Source organism: Dyadobacter beijingensis DSM 21582 (genome assembly GCF_000382205.1).
Classification (GTDB): domain Bacteria; phylum Bacteroidota; class Bacteroidia; order Cytophagales; family Spirosomataceae; genus Dyadobacter; species Dyadobacter beijingensis.
This window is the reverse complement of sequence record NZ_KB907786.1, coordinates 738,288-753,462: the sequence shown is the minus strand read 5'-3', so window position 1 is coordinate 753,462 and position 15,175 is coordinate 738,288. Positions and strand designations below refer to the sequence as shown.

The 15,175-nt window shown below is 51.5% G+C and carries 13 protein-coding genes; 5 read left to right on the top strand and 8 right to left on the bottom strand.

Going from position 1 to position 15,175, the window contains the following annotated elements:
- Positions 1-302 precede the first annotated feature (302 nt).
- Positions 303-863, bottom strand: coding sequence for an aminoacyl-tRNA hydrolase (pth, locus tag H144_RS0103195; RefSeq protein ID WP_019940588.1), 561 nt, complete (start codon positions 861-863; stop codon positions 303-305).
- A gap of 63 nt (positions 864-926) precedes the next feature.
- Here pth and pyrR point away from each other — a divergent pair, with 63 nt between their 5' ends.
- Entirely contained in the window at positions 927-1,469 is a 543-nt protein-coding gene (gene pyrR, locus H144_RS0103190) for a bifunctional pyr operon transcriptional regulator/uracil phosphoribosyltransferase PyrR (RefSeq protein ID WP_374754574.1), read from the top strand.
- Between the two features lie 6 nt (positions 1,470-1,475).
- Here the strand turns inward: pyrR and H144_RS0103185 are convergent, their stop codons facing one another.
- Positions 1,476-2,993 (bottom strand): hypothetical protein, encoded by a 1,518-nt coding sequence (locus H144_RS0103185; protein WP_019940586.1) that lies wholly within the window; start codon positions 2,991-2,993, stop codon positions 1,476-1,478.
- A 173-nt stretch (positions 2,994-3,166) separates the two neighbouring features.
- On the opposite strand from H144_RS0103185, the gene argS reads away from it, so the two are divergent.
- The 4 genes from argS to H144_RS0103165 all read left to right on the top strand — a co-directional run bounded on the left by argS (position 3,167) and on the right by H144_RS0103165 (position 7,024).
- Positions 3,167-4,945 carry an arginine--tRNA ligase gene (gene argS / locus H144_RS0103180; protein WP_019940585.1) on the top strand — a complete coding sequence of 593 codons (1,779 nt, stop codon included), beginning with the start codon at positions 3,167-3,169 and terminating at the stop codon, positions 4,943-4,945.
- 137 nt (positions 4,946-5,082) lie between these two features.
- Positions 5,083-5,640, top strand: coding sequence for a glutathione peroxidase (locus H144_RS0103175; RefSeq protein ID WP_019940584.1), 558 nt, complete (start codon positions 5,083-5,085; stop codon positions 5,638-5,640).
- Between the two features lie 81 nt (positions 5,641-5,721).
- The gene (locus H144_RS0103170; RefSeq protein ID WP_019940583.1) at positions 5,722-6,105 is read left to right on the top strand and encodes a DUF5618 family protein; all 384 of its coding nucleotides are present in this window, start codon (positions 5,722-5,724) and stop codon (positions 6,103-6,105) included.
- Between the two features lie 25 nt (positions 6,106-6,130).
- Positions 6,131-7,024, top strand: coding sequence for a 1,4-dihydroxy-2-naphthoate polyprenyltransferase (locus tag H144_RS0103165; protein ID WP_026350374.1), 894 nt, complete (start codon positions 6,131-6,133; stop codon positions 7,022-7,024).
- A gap of 3 nt (positions 7,025-7,027) precedes the next feature.
- Here H144_RS0103165 and H144_RS0103160 read toward each other — a convergent pair whose 3' ends face one another.
- From H144_RS0103160 to H144_RS34690, 6 genes are all read right to left on the bottom strand, one after another.
- Positions 7,028-8,809 carry an SGNH/GDSL hydrolase family protein gene (locus H144_RS0103160; RefSeq protein WP_019940581.1) on the bottom strand — a complete coding sequence of 594 codons (1,782 nt, stop codon included), beginning with the start codon at positions 8,807-8,809 and terminating at the stop codon, positions 7,028-7,030.
- A gap of 71 nt (positions 8,810-8,880) precedes the next feature.
- Positions 8,881-9,324 (bottom strand): DUF4920 domain-containing protein, encoded by a 444-nt coding sequence (locus tag H144_RS0103155; protein WP_019940580.1) that lies wholly within the window; start codon positions 9,322-9,324, stop codon positions 8,881-8,883.
- A gap of 77 nt (positions 9,325-9,401) precedes the next feature.
- Positions 9,402-12,863 carry a DUF7948 domain-containing protein gene (locus H144_RS0103150; RefSeq protein ID WP_019940579.1) on the bottom strand — a complete coding sequence of 1,154 codons (3,462 nt, stop codon included), beginning with the start codon at positions 12,861-12,863 and terminating at the stop codon, positions 9,402-9,404.
- A 21-nt stretch (positions 12,864-12,884) separates the two neighbouring features.
- On the bottom strand, positions 12,885-13,505 hold the full coding sequence (locus H144_RS0103145; protein WP_019940578.1) for an ABC transporter ATP-binding protein: 621 nt from the start codon (positions 13,503-13,505) through the stop codon (positions 12,885-12,887).
- A 17-nt stretch (positions 13,506-13,522) separates the two neighbouring features.
- Positions 13,523-14,737: a hemolysin family protein gene (locus H144_RS0103140; RefSeq protein ID WP_019940577.1), complete on the bottom strand. Its 1,215-nt coding sequence runs from the start codon at positions 14,735-14,737 to the stop codon at positions 13,523-13,525.
- On the bottom strand, positions 14,734-15,069 hold the full coding sequence (locus tag H144_RS34690; protein ID WP_019940576.1) for a hypothetical protein: 336 nt from the start codon (positions 15,067-15,069) through the stop codon (positions 14,734-14,736). The genes H144_RS0103140 and H144_RS34690 overlap by 4 nt, the downstream gene beginning before the upstream one ends.
- Positions 15,070-15,175 lie beyond the last annotated feature (106 nt).

The window sequence follows — 15,175 nt, the reverse complement described above, 5'->3', positions numbered from 1 at the left end:
CCCTTTTCGCCTTGAAATCCTGTTTCAATACAAAGATAACAGTATTTCAATTTTGCGTCATGGATTTATTCAATTTTTCTTCCGCCTTATGACACTACAAATGTCTGAATTAATTTTGAAATTACAAATTGTTCAAAAACGCGACTTCAAAATATTCTTTGGAATTTTATGGCAAAAACGGCAGTTTAAAACTTATTTTCTATTAGTAATCAGCAAATAGCTTTTATTAAATTTCAAGAATTAAGCACAAAGCCAAATAAATACAATTCTTGAAATATTTATATTTTCTTTAAAAAGTACAATCATTGGTTATAATTGTTCATTGTCGATTGTATTCCCAAAGTACAAAACGATGTAACCATATCCCCCGCTTTGTCCAAAATGATCGGCAGCTCCGTCATTTCCTCATTGGAAAAAGGTTTTAGGACATAATCTACTTGCCTGCCCCGCGGAAAATTATTTCCGATCCCGAAACGCAATCTGGGGTATTCCGACGTGCCAAGTAATTCCTCAATATTCTTCAAACCGTTGTGACCGCCGTGGCTGCCTTTCGGCTTGATCCGCAGCGCTCCGAAAGGCAATTGCAGTTCGTCAACAATCACAAGCGTATTTTCGGCCGTCACTTTGTACTGGTCCATATAATACCGTATCGCCTTACCGCTCAGGTTCATATAGGTAGTAGGTTTGATAAAATAAATGTGCCTGCCTTTATACTTCCACTCTGCCACGAATGCCAGTTTTTCAAAAGAGAACTTGAAATCGTGCTGCGCAGCCAGGCGGTCGAGCACCATGAAGCCTGCATTATGTCGGGTAAAAGCGTACTCCGGACCAATATTTCCCAGCCCGGCAATCAGATATTTCATTGAATAAAAGTTTTAATTTCGTCTAAGAGCACTTTAATTTAGGCTAAAATTCAGGGAAATTTCATGATACCCCAAAAACGATTAGTACTCAGCAGCCCCCTTCTGGAAATAATGATCAGCCGGCTTTGTCAGCAACTGATTGAAAATCACCAGGATTTCTCGAACACGGTCGTCATGGGCTTGCAGCCCAGGGGAATCCACTTTGCCGAACGCATTGTGAAAGAACTTCGCGAGATAACCGGCCAGAACATCCTGCTGGGGCATCTGGATGCTACGTTTTACCGCGACGATTTTCGCCGCCGCGAAACCCCGCTCGTTCCCAACAAAACCAATGTACCCTTCATCATCGAGGGTAAGAAAGTGATCCTGATCGACGACGTCCTCGCCAGCGGCCGCATGGTACGCGCCGCGCTCGACGCCATGACAGCCTTCGGACGCCCGAAAGTGGTGGAATTGCTTGTCCTGATCGACCGCCGCTACAACCGCGAGCTGCCCATCGACCCCGACTATGTGGGCATGCAGGTCAGCACCGTCGAATCACAGCGCGTGCAGGTGGAATGGAAGGAACAGGGCTTCGAAGCCGATCACATCTGGCTGGTAGATTAACGCATTTTATGGCTGCTGGCGCGGCCGCGATGCTTCTTCCTTCTCGGCTTTGCCGATTTCGTCCGTTTTGTATGTAAGCTTGTTCACGTAAAACACCTCGCGTCCCTGCCCGATCGCCGATGTGCCGAGCCGCTGCATGCCGTACGCAAGGAAATACTGCCCGTACCACGGCGACAGGTAGCCGTCCTCATTGTTCAGCACCTTTTCCTTCTCCGATTTAGGGTTGATTTTGAATTTCTCGGTTTCTACCACCACTTTGTTGCGGCTGATCACCTCGGTATGGATTTCCCCTTCCTGAGGATATGCGAGGACAAAATAATCATCCACCGGCGTCACCTGCACCATTTCCTGTAAATCGAAGCTCGTGAGGTCTTTAATGGTAATGGTGTTATCCCAAATGAACTTTCCGCTGCGGTCGAAGCCGCAAACGATCGCATGCGTATACCGGTAGCCTTCGAGCGCGCGCGCTACGTACGGGCGTGAGATGCCGCCGGAAATAATGGGGCTCGAAGAACGCTGGTTGGGATAATATACCTCGGCCACCAGCACGATCTCCTTCTCCGTCTGTATCAGCTGGTGAACGAGCAGCCGGTACCGGAACCGGTTTTCCTTACCGAGGCTTTTCCGCTTACCGATCTTTTCGAGTACGCGGGCGCGCCGCTTGGGTTTCATATAATTGAAGAAGTTCTGCAACTCGGAAAATTCGATAAACTGCGGCTCCTCCGGCGTATCGTCCGAAATATGCGTGACGTAGAGGCCCTGCGAATACTGCGTGCATCCTACCGAATAGTTGCCGATCAGATAGGAATCGTCCGGGTTGAGCGGCACAATCTGCCCGGAAATAAAACTGTAACGCGGGTCGCTCAGGGTCGTCCGTTTGAGCAGCTTTCCGTCGTAGTTATAAGTTTTTATTTCAAAAACACAATTTTTTTTGCGGTAAGCATAAGTGATCACATTGATATATCCGTCGATCTCATTGATGTCCACGTTATTCAGCTCGGTATTCTTCTCAAACAGGCCGGGCAGCACGCGCGTGGTATGGTCGAAAAACGAATGGACGATCACGATGGGCCGCGAACGGTAATAGCCCGACACCAATGCCTTGCTACCGATAACTTTGAAATGCTGCACGTCCACACCCGAAAGGAGGTTCCCTTTATACGTATCGATGGAGCCGTCCTGAAAATTCAGTTGCAGGAAGAGAAATTTATCGGTATCCGGTTCGGCGAAAAGCCAGTAACCGCTCTCCTCGGCCTTGTAGGCCATTACAGGAATGTACCGGAAGTCGAGCTTGAAGGATGTGCGCCAGACTGCTTTCAGCGTGGTATCGTATTTCACAAACTCCCATTGCTCGTTGCGGTTGGAAAACTCGTTACCCCTGATCACCGACAATATACCCTGCTCCCCCAGGCTGAAAACCTCGAATTCCTCGGAAGAAGAAGAGCTGGTCGGGATTTCGAGGCGGTCGGATTGCTGCAACTGCGCCCACGCACCGCACAAGGGCACGAAGACCAGTAACAGCATTAATAGCAACCCGGAATAATTTATAAAACGGTTATGCATAACTTCTTCCTTCTGGGGTGTAACTCACATCAATAATTAGCCTAATTTTGCATGCTGCAAGGCTCACATTGCTATTAATATTAGAAATAATTTCACTTAAATAAAAACTTGCGGGAGGTAATCCCCGATTTTTCATGACCATTGAAGCAATACTCAAAGCGGATATTCAAAAAGCAGTCCAAAAACACTTTCAGCTGGACAACCAGGACATTATCCTGCAACCCACCAAAAAGGAATTCGAGGGATTTTACACGTTTGTGACCTTTTCGCTGACCAAAGCCGCGCGTAAGGCGCCGGCAGAAATCGGTCAGTTGATCGGTGAAGAACTTGTTGCGTCTTCATCCGTGGTTGCGGGCTTCAATGTCGTACAGGGCTTTCTGAATATCAGCCTCAAAGACAGCACCTGGCTCGAACTTTTCGGAAAAATCGCGACCGACGAGGCATTCGGCACATTGCCTTCGAACGGAAAATCGGTGATGGTGGAATTTTCTTCGCCCAATACCAACAAACCGCTTCACCTCGGCCATTTGCGCAACAACTTCCTCGGCGATTCGCTGGCGAAAGTCCTGAAAGCGAGCGGCTATGAGGTGATCAAAACGTGCCTGGTCAACGACCGCGGTATCCACATTTGCAAATCCATGCTGGCCTACCGCGAGCTGGGCAATGGCGAAACACCGGAAACGAGCGGCATCAAGGGCGACCATTTGGCGGGTAAATATTATGTACTCTTCGATGTCGAATACAAAAAGCAGATTAAAGCGCTGGTAGCGGAAGGACTAAGCGAGGAAGAAGCGGCGAAAAAGGCGCCCTGGATTCTGGAAGCGCAAAAATTGCTGTTGCTTTGGGAAAATAACGACCCCGAAACGGTGGCGCTCTGGCAAAAAATGAATAACTGGGTGTACGCGGGCTTCGCTGAAACTTACAGGAAGATCGGCGTGAGCTTCGATAAAACATATTATGAGTCAAACACTTACCTGCTAGGCAAAGACATTATCGAAGAAGGCCTTCAAAGAGGGGTATTTTTCAAAAAAGCCGACAACTCGGTGTGGATCGACCTTACCGAAGAAGGGCTGGATGAAAAACTGGTGCTCCGCGGCGACGGCACATCCGTATACATTACACAGGATTTGGGCACTACCGAGCTGAAAAACAACGACTTCGGAAACGATCGTTACCTGTGGGTGGTAGGCAATGAACAGGACTATCATTTCAAAGTGTTGTTCGCCATCCTGAAACGTTTGGGAAGAACCTACGCCGACGACTGCCACCATATCAGCTACGGCATGGTGGATTTGCCTTCCGGAAAAATGAAGTCCCGCGAAGGAACCGTCGTGGATGCGGATGACCTGGTGGCCCAAATGATACAAACCGCTTCCGACCGTACGCAGGATCTCGGCAAAATCGACGATTTCAACAGCGAAGAGGCCAAACAGCTTTACAGCCAGCTGGCATTGGGCGCATTGAAATACTTTCTGCTGAAAGTAGACCCGAAAAAACGAATGCTCTTCAATCCGGAAGAATCCATTGATTTCCAAGGTCATACAGGGCCATTCATCCAATATACCTACGCCCGCATCCGTTCGATCATGCGCAAGGCGGAGCAGGCAGGCGTCGCCGCCGAAATTCCGGGCGAAAGCTACGTCATGCACCAGGCCGAGCGCGAGCTGGTATTTGCCTTGTCGCAATATCCGGTGAAGGTTCTGGCGGCTGCCAACGAGTTTGCGCCTTCGCTCATTTCGCAGTACGCATTCGACCTGGCGAAGGTCTATAACCAGTTCTACGCCGAGGTTTCGATCTTCTCCGATCCCGATCCCGAGGCGGTGAAATTGCGGGTCGCGTTGTCGGGCGCCGTTGCGGAAACGATTCGCAAGTCTTTGGGGTTATTGGGCATAGACGTCCCCGAAAGGATGTAAGCAACTTTTCTCAAAATCGGGCCGTATAGTGTTTTGGAAATGGCAATAACCCGATCCGTGCATGCAATATCACTTTCTAACATATGTACTAACCGTAACCAAAACCGATTATGAGCTTCATTAAGACACTTTTTATTATGATTACTTCATTGATTACAGGGCTTTTTGCTGATAAATCCGAAATCGCAAGTCGCCCGGAGAATGCTCCTGTTGCCAAGCAATCGCTTTATGATTTCAAGGTAAAATCGCTCGTGGGTGGGAAAACCGTCGATTTGAGCAAATACAAAGGCAAAAAAGTGGTGATCCTGAATGTGGCTTCCAAATGCGGCTACACCAAGCAATATGCCGACTGGGAGAAATTTTACAAAGACCACGGCGACAAAGTGGTGGTACTCGGCTTTCCAGCCAACAACTTCGGCGGCCAGGAGCCAGGCACCAGTGAAGAAATCGCGACATTCTGCTCGGCGACCTACGGCGTAACCTTCCCGATGTTCGAGAAAGTATCCGTACTCGGCGACGACCAGGCTCCGATCTACAAATGGCTGAGCAGCAAAGACCTGAACGGCTGGAACGACAAAGTTCCTACCTGGAATTTCTGCAAATATGTAATCAACGAAAAAGGCGAGCTGACACATTTCTTCGCCTCGAAAGTATTGCCTACCGACGCGGAGTTTACGCAGGCGGTTGGGATTTAATTAGATTTGCAGTCGGAAGCGTCTTCGGTTCTTCCGGGGGCGCTTTCGGCTGTTTTTTTAACACATTAACTATACGCAACTATGAAAAACATCAGCACCATTGACGAAGCACGCCGCTACCTCTCCAATGCCAAACAAATTCTTCTCGAAAAAGCAGTTAAGGAAGATGAGTTGTACAAAGACAAGAAGTATGTAAAAATGGCGGGGCACACCGCATACATCGGTGTATTGGAAGCGCTGGATGTTGTGTTTGTAACGAAGAAAAAAGGCAGAAAAAGCGTCGACTGGTACCGGGATGAATTATCAGCCGTAGACAAAAAGATGCTTTCATTATTCATTGAAGCCTATAATACGCTTCACCTTGCCATGAGCTACGATGGAAACCGTCTTGTGCCAGTTTCAAACGGAGGCCTTGACATCGCCGAAAAAATTATAAACTGGGCCGAGCAGAAAACTGCCGCCTGACATTACCCGAATTAACAATACCGAAATGAATCCCTGGATTGAAGCCGCGCGTCCCCGCACATTACCTCTTGCATTGTCTTGTATATTAATGGGCTGCTTTCTGGCGGCGGGAACAGGGCAGTTTAGCTGGCCGGTAGCCGCATTGAGCGTGCTGACGACCATTATCCTGCAAGTATTGTCCAACTTCGCCAATGACTACGGCGATGCGGTGAACGGCAAGGATACGGAACTACGCGAGGGCCCCCGCCGGGCCGTGCATTCGGGGCACATTACGGCGGAGAAAATGCTTCGCGCGATTATCATCTTTTCAGTCCTCGCGTTGATTTCCGGCATTTCGCTCCTGACTATTGCACTAAAGAACGCTCCTGCCAATACATTCTGGGTATTTCTCGGCATCGGCGTTGCCTGCATCATCGCGGCCATTACCTACACGGCGGGCAAGCGTCCGTATGGCTATGTGGGCCTGGGCGACCTTTCCGTACTGATCTTTTTCGGCTGGGTAGGCGTGCTGGGCAGCAACTTCCTGCATACGCACGTATGGGATTGGGGCCTGCTTCTGCCCGCCAGCAGCTGCGGACTTTTCGCCGTCGGAGTATTGAATATCAACAACATACGCGACATTGAATCCGATCGCGCTACCGGTAAAAACTCCATCCCCGTGCGGATCGGCCGCGAAATGGCGATCGTGTACCATTGGTGCATTCTGCTCGTCGGGATGCTATGCGTGACGGTTTACACCGCCCAGCATTTTTCGAGCTACACGAGCCTGATTTTCTTTCTCAGTTTCCCCCTTTTCGTCAAAAACGGCCTGGCCATTTCACGCCTTACCAAAGCCAGCGAACTCGATCCCTACCTGAAACAGATGGCGCTTTCGACGCTGCTGTTTGTGATATTGTTCGGGATTGGGATTGTGCTTTAGTGCCTATTTCACAAGTGGTTTAATCGCGTTACCCAGCAGGCTGTATCCTTTCTCATTCGGATGCAGGCCGTCGGAAAACAATGTCTCGTCGATCTTTCCGTCCGTTTTCAAAAACACTTTTCCCGGGTTGAGGAATGTGACATTCGCTTCGCCTGTGATTTGCAGTAATTTGTCATTCAATGCAGCCACGCGCGGCTCCTGCTGGCGGCGCGGGTAGATGCCCATCATGATGATCTGCGCCTGTGGCTGGCGGTATTTCAATGCCCCGATCAGCAGTTTCCAGCCTTCGGCGATTTCCTCGTCACTGTTAAAACCCAGGTTGTTCGTACCGATATTCACAAATAGCTGCTTCGCCTTGAAGCCGTCGAGCTCGCCGTGGTAAATGCGCCAAAGCACATTCTCGATGCGGTCCCAGCCGTAACCCATATTCACGGCATTCTTCCCGAATGTATTGCTCCATGAAGACTCACCCGCAGCTCTCGGACCTTTCGGTAAGCCGCCCCAGAAGTGGGTTATGGAATTGCCGATAACCACCGTCGAAGGCGAAGTCTTGCTGTTGTATTCGAGCACTTCCGCGTGGCGTTTTTCCCAATCATAATTGTGCAACTCGCGCATTTGAGTTATTGGGCGGGTCGTAGAAACGTCGCCCGCAGGCTCATGCAGGATGTTTCTCAAATGCTTTTCATAACCGTCGGCCATTTGCAGCATGCCCAGGTCCGTCGGGTGCGTACCATCGACGGTCGATTCGTAGGTTTGCCCGAAATCCGCTTTGGGTATGATATAAATATTTTGGACGCCTTGCGATTTCAGTGCGGCAAATGCATCCCGCAGTACCTCATTCACTTCCGTATAAAAGTGCTTGCTTTGCGGATTAATCGCCTCGTCGGTGTAGCCGGCATGTTCCGCGAGCACAATCGGTGCGTCTGCGCGCTTCTGCCGTAACGCCTTTACGGTGCGCATTACACGGTTTTTGATCTCTTCGGTAGTCAGGGGCATTTTCGAATCGGGGCGGATCGTGAGATTGGGCAGGCAATCGAGCACGTACACTTTCGCATCGATTTCACTTACCAGATCTACGACCTCGGTTTCCAGCCGCCCGTTACCCGAAAACCCGAGATTAATGAGCGGCCGGTCCATTTTACGCCCTAAAATCGACGTCCAGGCCATTCCCGGCCGGGATGCACATGCTCCCTGGGCAATGGAGGTGCCATAAATAACAATGGGCTTGTCGGGCCGCACGGCAAGCGGCGCAAATTCCGCCCCCGCGGGCGTCCCGATTTCCAGCCATTTCACGCTATTGTAAAGCGGTAGGAACAAACGGTATTCACGGCCATGCTTATGGTAGTTGTCGTTAGGCGCGAGGTTTTTAAAATCATAGGTAATGGTGTCACCAAATGCATATTTCCCGGCACACCAGCGCGTTTCGCCGTCGTTGCTGACCGCATACAGGTCGACCCCGCTCACGCCCGTTGCGGGCATATGAGGGAGCGCGTGCTTGCCTCCGACGGTATAGCGGATTTTAATTTCCGATGAATTGGCCCGAAACCGGATCATTAACCCGGCCGACTGGGTGGACAGCCCCCATACCACATCCCTTACCTGCTTTTCCGCACGCGCCGGGAGGCGGTCATAGGGACTTTTGAGCTCCTTCGGCCACGCCTGCCCTTCCACAACGGGAAAGGTCGCCGACTGCGGATTCCACCAGACATACTGGTTGTTTTGGGCAAAAACCTGAATGCCGAGCAGCAGGCCCAGCCACAAAATGGAGAAAGATCTGGAAAGCATAAAAAGAAAACGGACACCGGTGTATCGCTACAAAAGTGCCCGTTTGGCCATTTCTCCCGTAAACGGGCCGATTATTTCACGATCACGCCGTCGGCGATAAACGTCAGCTCGTCCTTCGGCCCGGTGATTTTCGCTATTTCTTCCCTGCTCTTGCCGGCATCCTGCGCATAATGTTTCAAATGCTCCACCGGCACTGTCGTTTTCTTCGCTTCTCCTTCAAAAACGACCGTTTTACCGGTAATATCCTTCGGCACGAAGAATGCGTAGTCCTTGAACATCACGCGCATTGTTTCGCCGTTATTGAGGTTTACCATCATCCAGCAGCCTTTCACCTGGCACACCGATTCTACCGTACCCGTCACTTTCACCTGCATTTCGCTTTTATCGCCCATCTTCGCCGGAAGCGCCGTCGCCGCAATGGCCTGTTGTTCATCGATTTGCTTCCCAAAATTCCCCTGCGCCTGCGCAAATGAGCCGGTTAAGATGACTAGTAGTATGGAAAAGATGTTTTTCATGTGTTTTTGTATTTAAAAGTGTGTTTCAATTTGATCAACTTAAAGTTAACACCTCTGCCGAAACAATCAAAACCCTTCTATTCCAGCACCTCCACCCAGCCTTTGCAGTGATTACCCTGCGGTGTGTCGACGACGTACAGGTAAGTGCCGTTGGCGATCCCTTTACCCCAATCGTTTTGGTAATCAGCACTTTTGAAGATGGATTTTCCCCAGCGGTTGAAGATTTCCAGTGTCGAAGAGGCGACTGGCACGATAAAGAAGTCGTTTTTGCCGTCTCCGTTGGGGGTGATCACATTGCTTAGCACAAATGCCGGCTCGGCACTGACTTTTTTAGAGGCCGTCAGCGAGCAACCCGCGGCATTGTAGGCCGTGAGCGTGATCGTGTATTCCCCGGGGACTTCGTAAATGTAATTTTTCACTTCCGGGTCGGTCACCGGGTTGCCGGTGCCCATATGCCATTCGTAGCGCTGCGCATTGCGGGTTTTGTTTGTAAGCGAATAGGTAAATGGCTCGTTACAAGCCCCGCCCGATTGCACGACGTCGAAATCCGGGGCGTAGGCGTTATCGACTTTCACGGTAATCTCGCGTAACGGGCGGCAGCCGTCTTCGTACATGCCTTCGATGATATAGGTGGTCGTTTGCGTCGGTTTGACCGTCACCGACTTGCCGATGGTTTCTTCGAGCCCGCTCGTCGCGTGCCATTTGTACCGGGGCGCGTTGCCGGCCACCGTGAGCGTCACCGTCGCGCCCTGGCATACTTCCGTATCGGGCATATCCACGAAATCAGTCTTTTTCGCGACGGTCACTTTCACGGTTTCAGAAACCTTACACCCTGCCCCGTTGCTGATTTCGACAGTATATTCCGCATTTTCTTTCACCGTGGCGACGGGCGTGGCGATATTCGCATTGTCGAGGCCCGTTGCGGGCGACCATTTGTATTGCGTACCTCCGCTCGCGCTGAGTTTTACGGCCGTATTTTCACAAACAGTGGTGTCGCCGGTTACCCTGGTCGCCAATGTTTCGACAATCACTTTCTTTTGCGCGACGTCCATTCGCTTACAGCTCAGACGGTTGTAGGCTTTGAGCGTCACCGTGTATTCACCAGGTTTGGTAAACCTGTACTCCGACTGCCCCTCTTCCCGCGAAATTGTAGCGCCATTAACCTCCCAAATGTAATCGACCCCGCCTTCGCTTGTGTTTACGAACGTCAGGTCCAGCGGTGCGCAGCCTTTGAGCACGTCTTTCGTCTGGCCCGCGTACACGTCGAAATCCGCTTTCAAACGGTCGATATCGATCTTGAATGCGGCGTTGTTGCAGTTGTCGCTGTTGTTGGTTTCCGACCATGCGTCTGGCGTGGCCGGGAAATGGCTGCCGCCGCAGGCACAGGTAGCGTGGTAGATCATGCCGTTTTTATCGAACCGGCTCGTACCGCCATCGACGTGGTCGCCTTGCAGGCGGGTATCGCGGGCGAGGCTGCCGAAAAATGTCGCGTACAGCATTGATTTAGCACCTTCTTCGAGAATGGCGATGTAAAAATTATTGCCGTTGGTCGTCGGTTGAATGGCGTCTTCGGTGACGTGGAGGCCGGTCGTGCTGCTGGCTGCATTGTTGTCCGTCCCGCTGTTGACATTACCGCCCCAGCCTGCCAGGTAAATGTTCCCGCATTCGCTTACCAGGAATGCGGTCGGCGAAATATCCGGCGTGCCGCGGCCGGAACCGATCACGGTCGAAAAGACGCTTTGGGACAATGCAGCATTCAATGCATGCACAAATTGACCGCTTTTTGCATTCTGATACACACCCTGGCTCACGGGATATGTGCCCATCGTGAGCCCGTACACATACACCTGCCCCGCCTGATCGAGATCGAGCAGGTAAGCGCCGTCCTCCTTGTCCGTACCCAGGTAGGTTAGTGCAGAAAGCTGGTCGTTCACAAAACGAGCTACAAAACCGTCCTCGACGCCCTTCAATGCCGCCTGGTAGGCACCGGTTTTGGAGGGCAGATTGGCGCTCCGCGAAATGCCCGCAATATAAATGCCGCTATTACCCGCTACTTTCAGCGAATAGGCCGCGTCCCACTTGCTGCCGCCCACATAAGTCGACCATAACAGCTGATCGAGCCCTGCCGAAAGCCTGCATACCACCGCATCCTGGCCGCCTGCCAGCTTATTCTGCGACGGGTTTTTCAATGGAAAATTAGCTGAATTGGTAGACGACACCACATAAACCTGGTCGTTTTGATCCACCCCAATTTCGCCGCGGAAGGCGTCGCCATAGTTCCGGATGGTAATACTGTCGGTGATGCTCACGCCGTCGTTACCGCTGCCGCCAAGGAACGTCGAGCCGGTGAGCTGGTTCCCCGCCGCATTTAACTTGGACACAAAAAGATCCCCGCCATAGGCCAGAATAAGGCCGGAAATAGGCTGAATGCCGGTCCCGCCGCCGAACGTCTTTTGAAATGCATTGGTGCGCACCGGAAAATCTTTGGAAGAAGTGGTGCCGAGAATGAGCAGCTCCTTTTGGCTGTTGACGATCATGCTTGTGGGCACATCGGTATTGTCGCCGCCAAGGAATGTCGCATAGAGCAGGTCGGTACCGTCGGGGTTGAATTTCATGATCGCGACATCCACCATTCCTTCAAATTTGACCTGAAAAGCGCCGGTAGTAGCCGGAAAATCGGTACCGAAAACGGTGCCGCCGGAGTACAGGTTACCCTCGCCGTCGTACGTGGCGGTATGGCCCCAGTTGTCGGCAGCCGAGCCGGAATAGGTCGAGAAGATCAGCTCCGGATCGATGGTGAGCGGCAATGATTGGTTATAACCATCGGGCAGCTCGAAATGGGCGATGTTATCGGGTGACAGGCGGAATGCGGAGGCTACTTCGGAGGTGCGGGCGTTGGCGGCAGGCTGATACGAGTAGGGCTGCGCTTCTTTAAATTCCCCTACCGAAGTTTTGATGACGATTTGCCCCGATTCATTCAGCGAAACCTTCTCGGCTCCCTTGTATTGCAGGGCGATCTGCGAGGCATCCGCGCCGGGTTTGACGATGAATTCGTATTTCAGCCGTGCCTGGTTCAGGTAAACACGCAGGTCGATATTGGGATAAATATTTTCATAAATCACTTCTTCAAACCCCTTCACGCCCGCCGCCCAGTTATCCGCATTGCTTCCAAGAAAATAGTTGAATGCCGATTTTCCCGCCTTCGCCGTTTTGAACCGCACATTGCCCGCTCCATTTCCCACCATCACTTCCACTCCGTGCGCACGTACGCCGGGCGCGCTCATGTCCTCACGTGCAGCGGGCATGCCACCGTGACTTTTGGCATGCAAAGCCGAGACTTTGGCGCCATCGTAAAGTACATAGAGCAAGGATTGATCTTTCAAAAACAGGAACCCACCGGGAATAGCGGCACGGAAGCGGATATCCTTGTCCCATTGCCCCCTGTTTTCAACAAACAGGCCGGTAGCGGCATGCGCGTGGCCGGCAGCACGGACGATGATCAGAAACGATATGAAAAGAAGCCGTAGAGTTTTCTGCATAGTCCGTATCGGCGGGTTTTTCTATTTGAACGCAGAAACCGAGATGATATTTTTGCAAAATTCGTATTCCTGCTGCACGTTCGAACCGAGCAAAACAAGCTGATTCTGTGTATGATCTATGACGTGATCGAGGTACCAATTGATGCCTTGCACATCCAGGTTTGTTGTTGGCTCATCGAGAAAAACCACCGGCACGTCCGAGAGAAACGCGAGGCCCAGCTTGACCCGCTGCTTCATACCGGAGGAAAAATGCCGGATAATCTTGTTACTGGCGTGGGGAAGTTGAATAAAATCTTCAAAATCTTTCGCCGACATACCGTTTTTGAAAGGTTTGAACTTCGCGTGAAATTCGATCTGCTCGCGCAATGTGAATTCTTCGATCAGTTCGAGGTAGGGAGCGGCGATCACGAGGTGCTTGTACCAATGGTCGGTTTCCACTTCCTTGTTACCGGAACCGGTGTAAATGATCTTGCCTTCGGAAACGGGTAGCATGCCCGTCAATAGTTGCAGCAACGTCGATTTACCGCTTCCGTTGGGCCCTACAAAAACATATTTCTCGCCGGCTGCGAGTTCGAAGCTCGCATTCCGTACGATCCATTCCCTGATAAACTTTTTACCTATTTGCTCTGCTGTAATCCGCACTGGTCCTGTAATGTCTGTTAATTGTGGCCGTTCCGTTCCGTCTTGCGCTCTTTTTCCTCGATCGTCAGCTTGACGAGCTCGATACGCGTGTCCTGGACGGAAACGATCTGGAATGAGTACGGCGGCATATCCACGACCTCGTTCTCGTCGGGCAGGTCGCCGTAAAAATGGATAAGCATACCGGCAATCGTGTCGTAATCGCCTTCGGGTAATTCCCAGCCATATTTATCATTGAGGTAATCGAGCTCGTGGCGGGCGCTGAGCATGTAAGTATGATCGTCGACTTGCCGCTCCGTCCAGTCCTCAGTGGTATCGTATTCGTCCTGGATTTCACCGAAAATCTGCTCTACCACGTCCTCTACGCTCACCAGACCGGAAGTTCCGCCGAATTCGTCCACCACCAGGGCAATGCTGCGGCGCTCTTCGAGAAAGCGGAGCATCAGGTCGCGGGCGGGCATGGCTTCGGGCACAATCAGGATCGGTGTGACGATGCTGCTGATGTCTTTGGGTTTTTTAAATAACGACAATGCGTGGCAGTAGCCGAGCACCTCGTCGACGGATTCTTTGTGTACGATGATTTTCGAATGCCCGCTGGTCAGAAACGCCGTCCGCAGGTCCTCGATGCTTGCATTCACATTCACGGCCGAGATTTCCGTGCGCGGGATCATACAGTCGCGGATTCGTAAATCTTTGAAATCCAATGCATTGATAAACATCCGCTCCTCGATGCTGTGATCGTCGAAATCAGGATCGTCGGCCGAGATAATGTCGTCACGCAAGGAAGGCGACAGGATATTTTCCTTCACAAACGGCTCGATGACCCAGTAAAGCGGCGTCATGAGCCATTCGCCGAAGCGTACCGGGAACGCTTTCAGGTCGAGTATTTTAGGAAAACTGCGCCCTACTTTCACCCAGGTTGAATAGCTGCCCATCCAAAGCACGGCCAACGCCGCAAAAAGCGCAATGACCAGCAGCCAGTTGCCTGCGCCGGAGTCCAATGCGAATAGTGGAAAAACCGTGATCACGGCCATAAAGCAGCCCAATGCGACGGCGGCGAGACGGATCATGCGCAGGATACGACGCCAGTAGAGCGTCTGCTCCACCTGCTCGTTCTTCTCATGCCGCAGCGAATACCGGTCGATCCACACATCGAGCAACACCGATCGTACCGCGCCGTAATAGCCCGCCAGCATGAAGAATATGATCGTGGTAACGAGGAGTATCAGGTTCATTTTTTCGGATTTTTACCGGGTTTGGAACGAGCCGGTGAGGCTGCTGACGGCTGACCGCTGACCGACGAAGGCTGACCGCTGACCGCTGACGGCTGACCGCCGACCGCTGATGCCTTACCCGGTTTTTTGGATGCAGCCCCGGTTTCCGCTGCCTGTTTCGCAAGCGAAGCGGCTTTCAAGCGGCTGAATTGGAATAGCAAAAAACAAATGACGCACAGGAGTAGCAGCCAGTAGCTTTCGAAAAGGCCGGCACGCCGGAATTCGAGCACCCACAAGGCCAGAAAACCGAATGCGAGGGCCAGGAAAATCGTCCGGATCAGTTTGGAATTCATTAATGAAGGATCTTCTTAAACATCGGGAGCGGCGCTCCCATTTTCTCATTGATTTTCAAAGATACCACAGATTGCGCCAAAACGATCACGGCTGTATTAATCTTCG

Bases quoted from the DNA above. Each gene is read 5' to 3' on its own strand.
- pth (WP_019940588.1), bottom strand. From the start codon at position 863: ATGAAATATCTGATTGCCGGGCTGGGAAATATTGGTCCGGAGTACGCT.
- pyrR (WP_374754574.1), top strand. From the start codon at position 927: ATGATACCCCAAAAACGATTAGTACTCAGCAGCCCCCTTCTGGAAATA.
- H144_RS0103185 (WP_019940586.1), bottom strand. From the start codon at position 2,993: ATGCTGTTACTGGTCTTCGTGCCCTTGTGCGGTGCGTGGGCGCAGTTG.
- argS (WP_019940585.1), top strand. From the start codon at position 3,167: ATGACCATTGAAGCAATACTCAAAGCGGATATTCAAAAAGCAGTCCAA.
- H144_RS0103175 (WP_019940584.1), top strand. From the start codon at position 5,083: ATGATTACTTCATTGATTACAGGGCTTTTTGCTGATAAATCCGAAATC.
- H144_RS0103170 (WP_019940583.1), top strand. From the start codon at position 5,722: ATGAAAAACATCAGCACCATTGACGAAGCACGCCGCTACCTCTCCAAT.
- H144_RS0103165 (WP_026350374.1), top strand. From the start codon at position 6,131: ATGAATCCCTGGATTGAAGCCGCGCGTCCCCGCACATTACCTCTTGCA.
- H144_RS0103160 (WP_019940581.1), bottom strand. From the start codon at position 8,809: ATGCTTTCCAGATCTTTCTCCATTTTGTGGCTGGGCCTGCTGCTCGGC.
- H144_RS0103155 (WP_019940580.1), bottom strand. From the start codon at position 9,324: ATGAAAAACATCTTTTCCATACTACTAGTCATCTTAACCGGCTCATTT.
- H144_RS0103150 (WP_019940579.1), bottom strand. From the start codon at position 12,863: ATGCAGAAAACTCTACGGCTTCTTTTCATATCGTTTCTGATCATCGTC.
- H144_RS0103140 (WP_019940577.1), bottom strand. From the start codon at position 14,737: ATGAACCTGATACTCCTCGTTACCACGATCATATTCTTCATGCTGGCG.
- H144_RS34690 (WP_019940576.1), bottom strand. From the start codon at position 15,069: ATGAATTCCAAACTGATCCGGACGATTTTCCTGGCCCTCGCATTCGGT.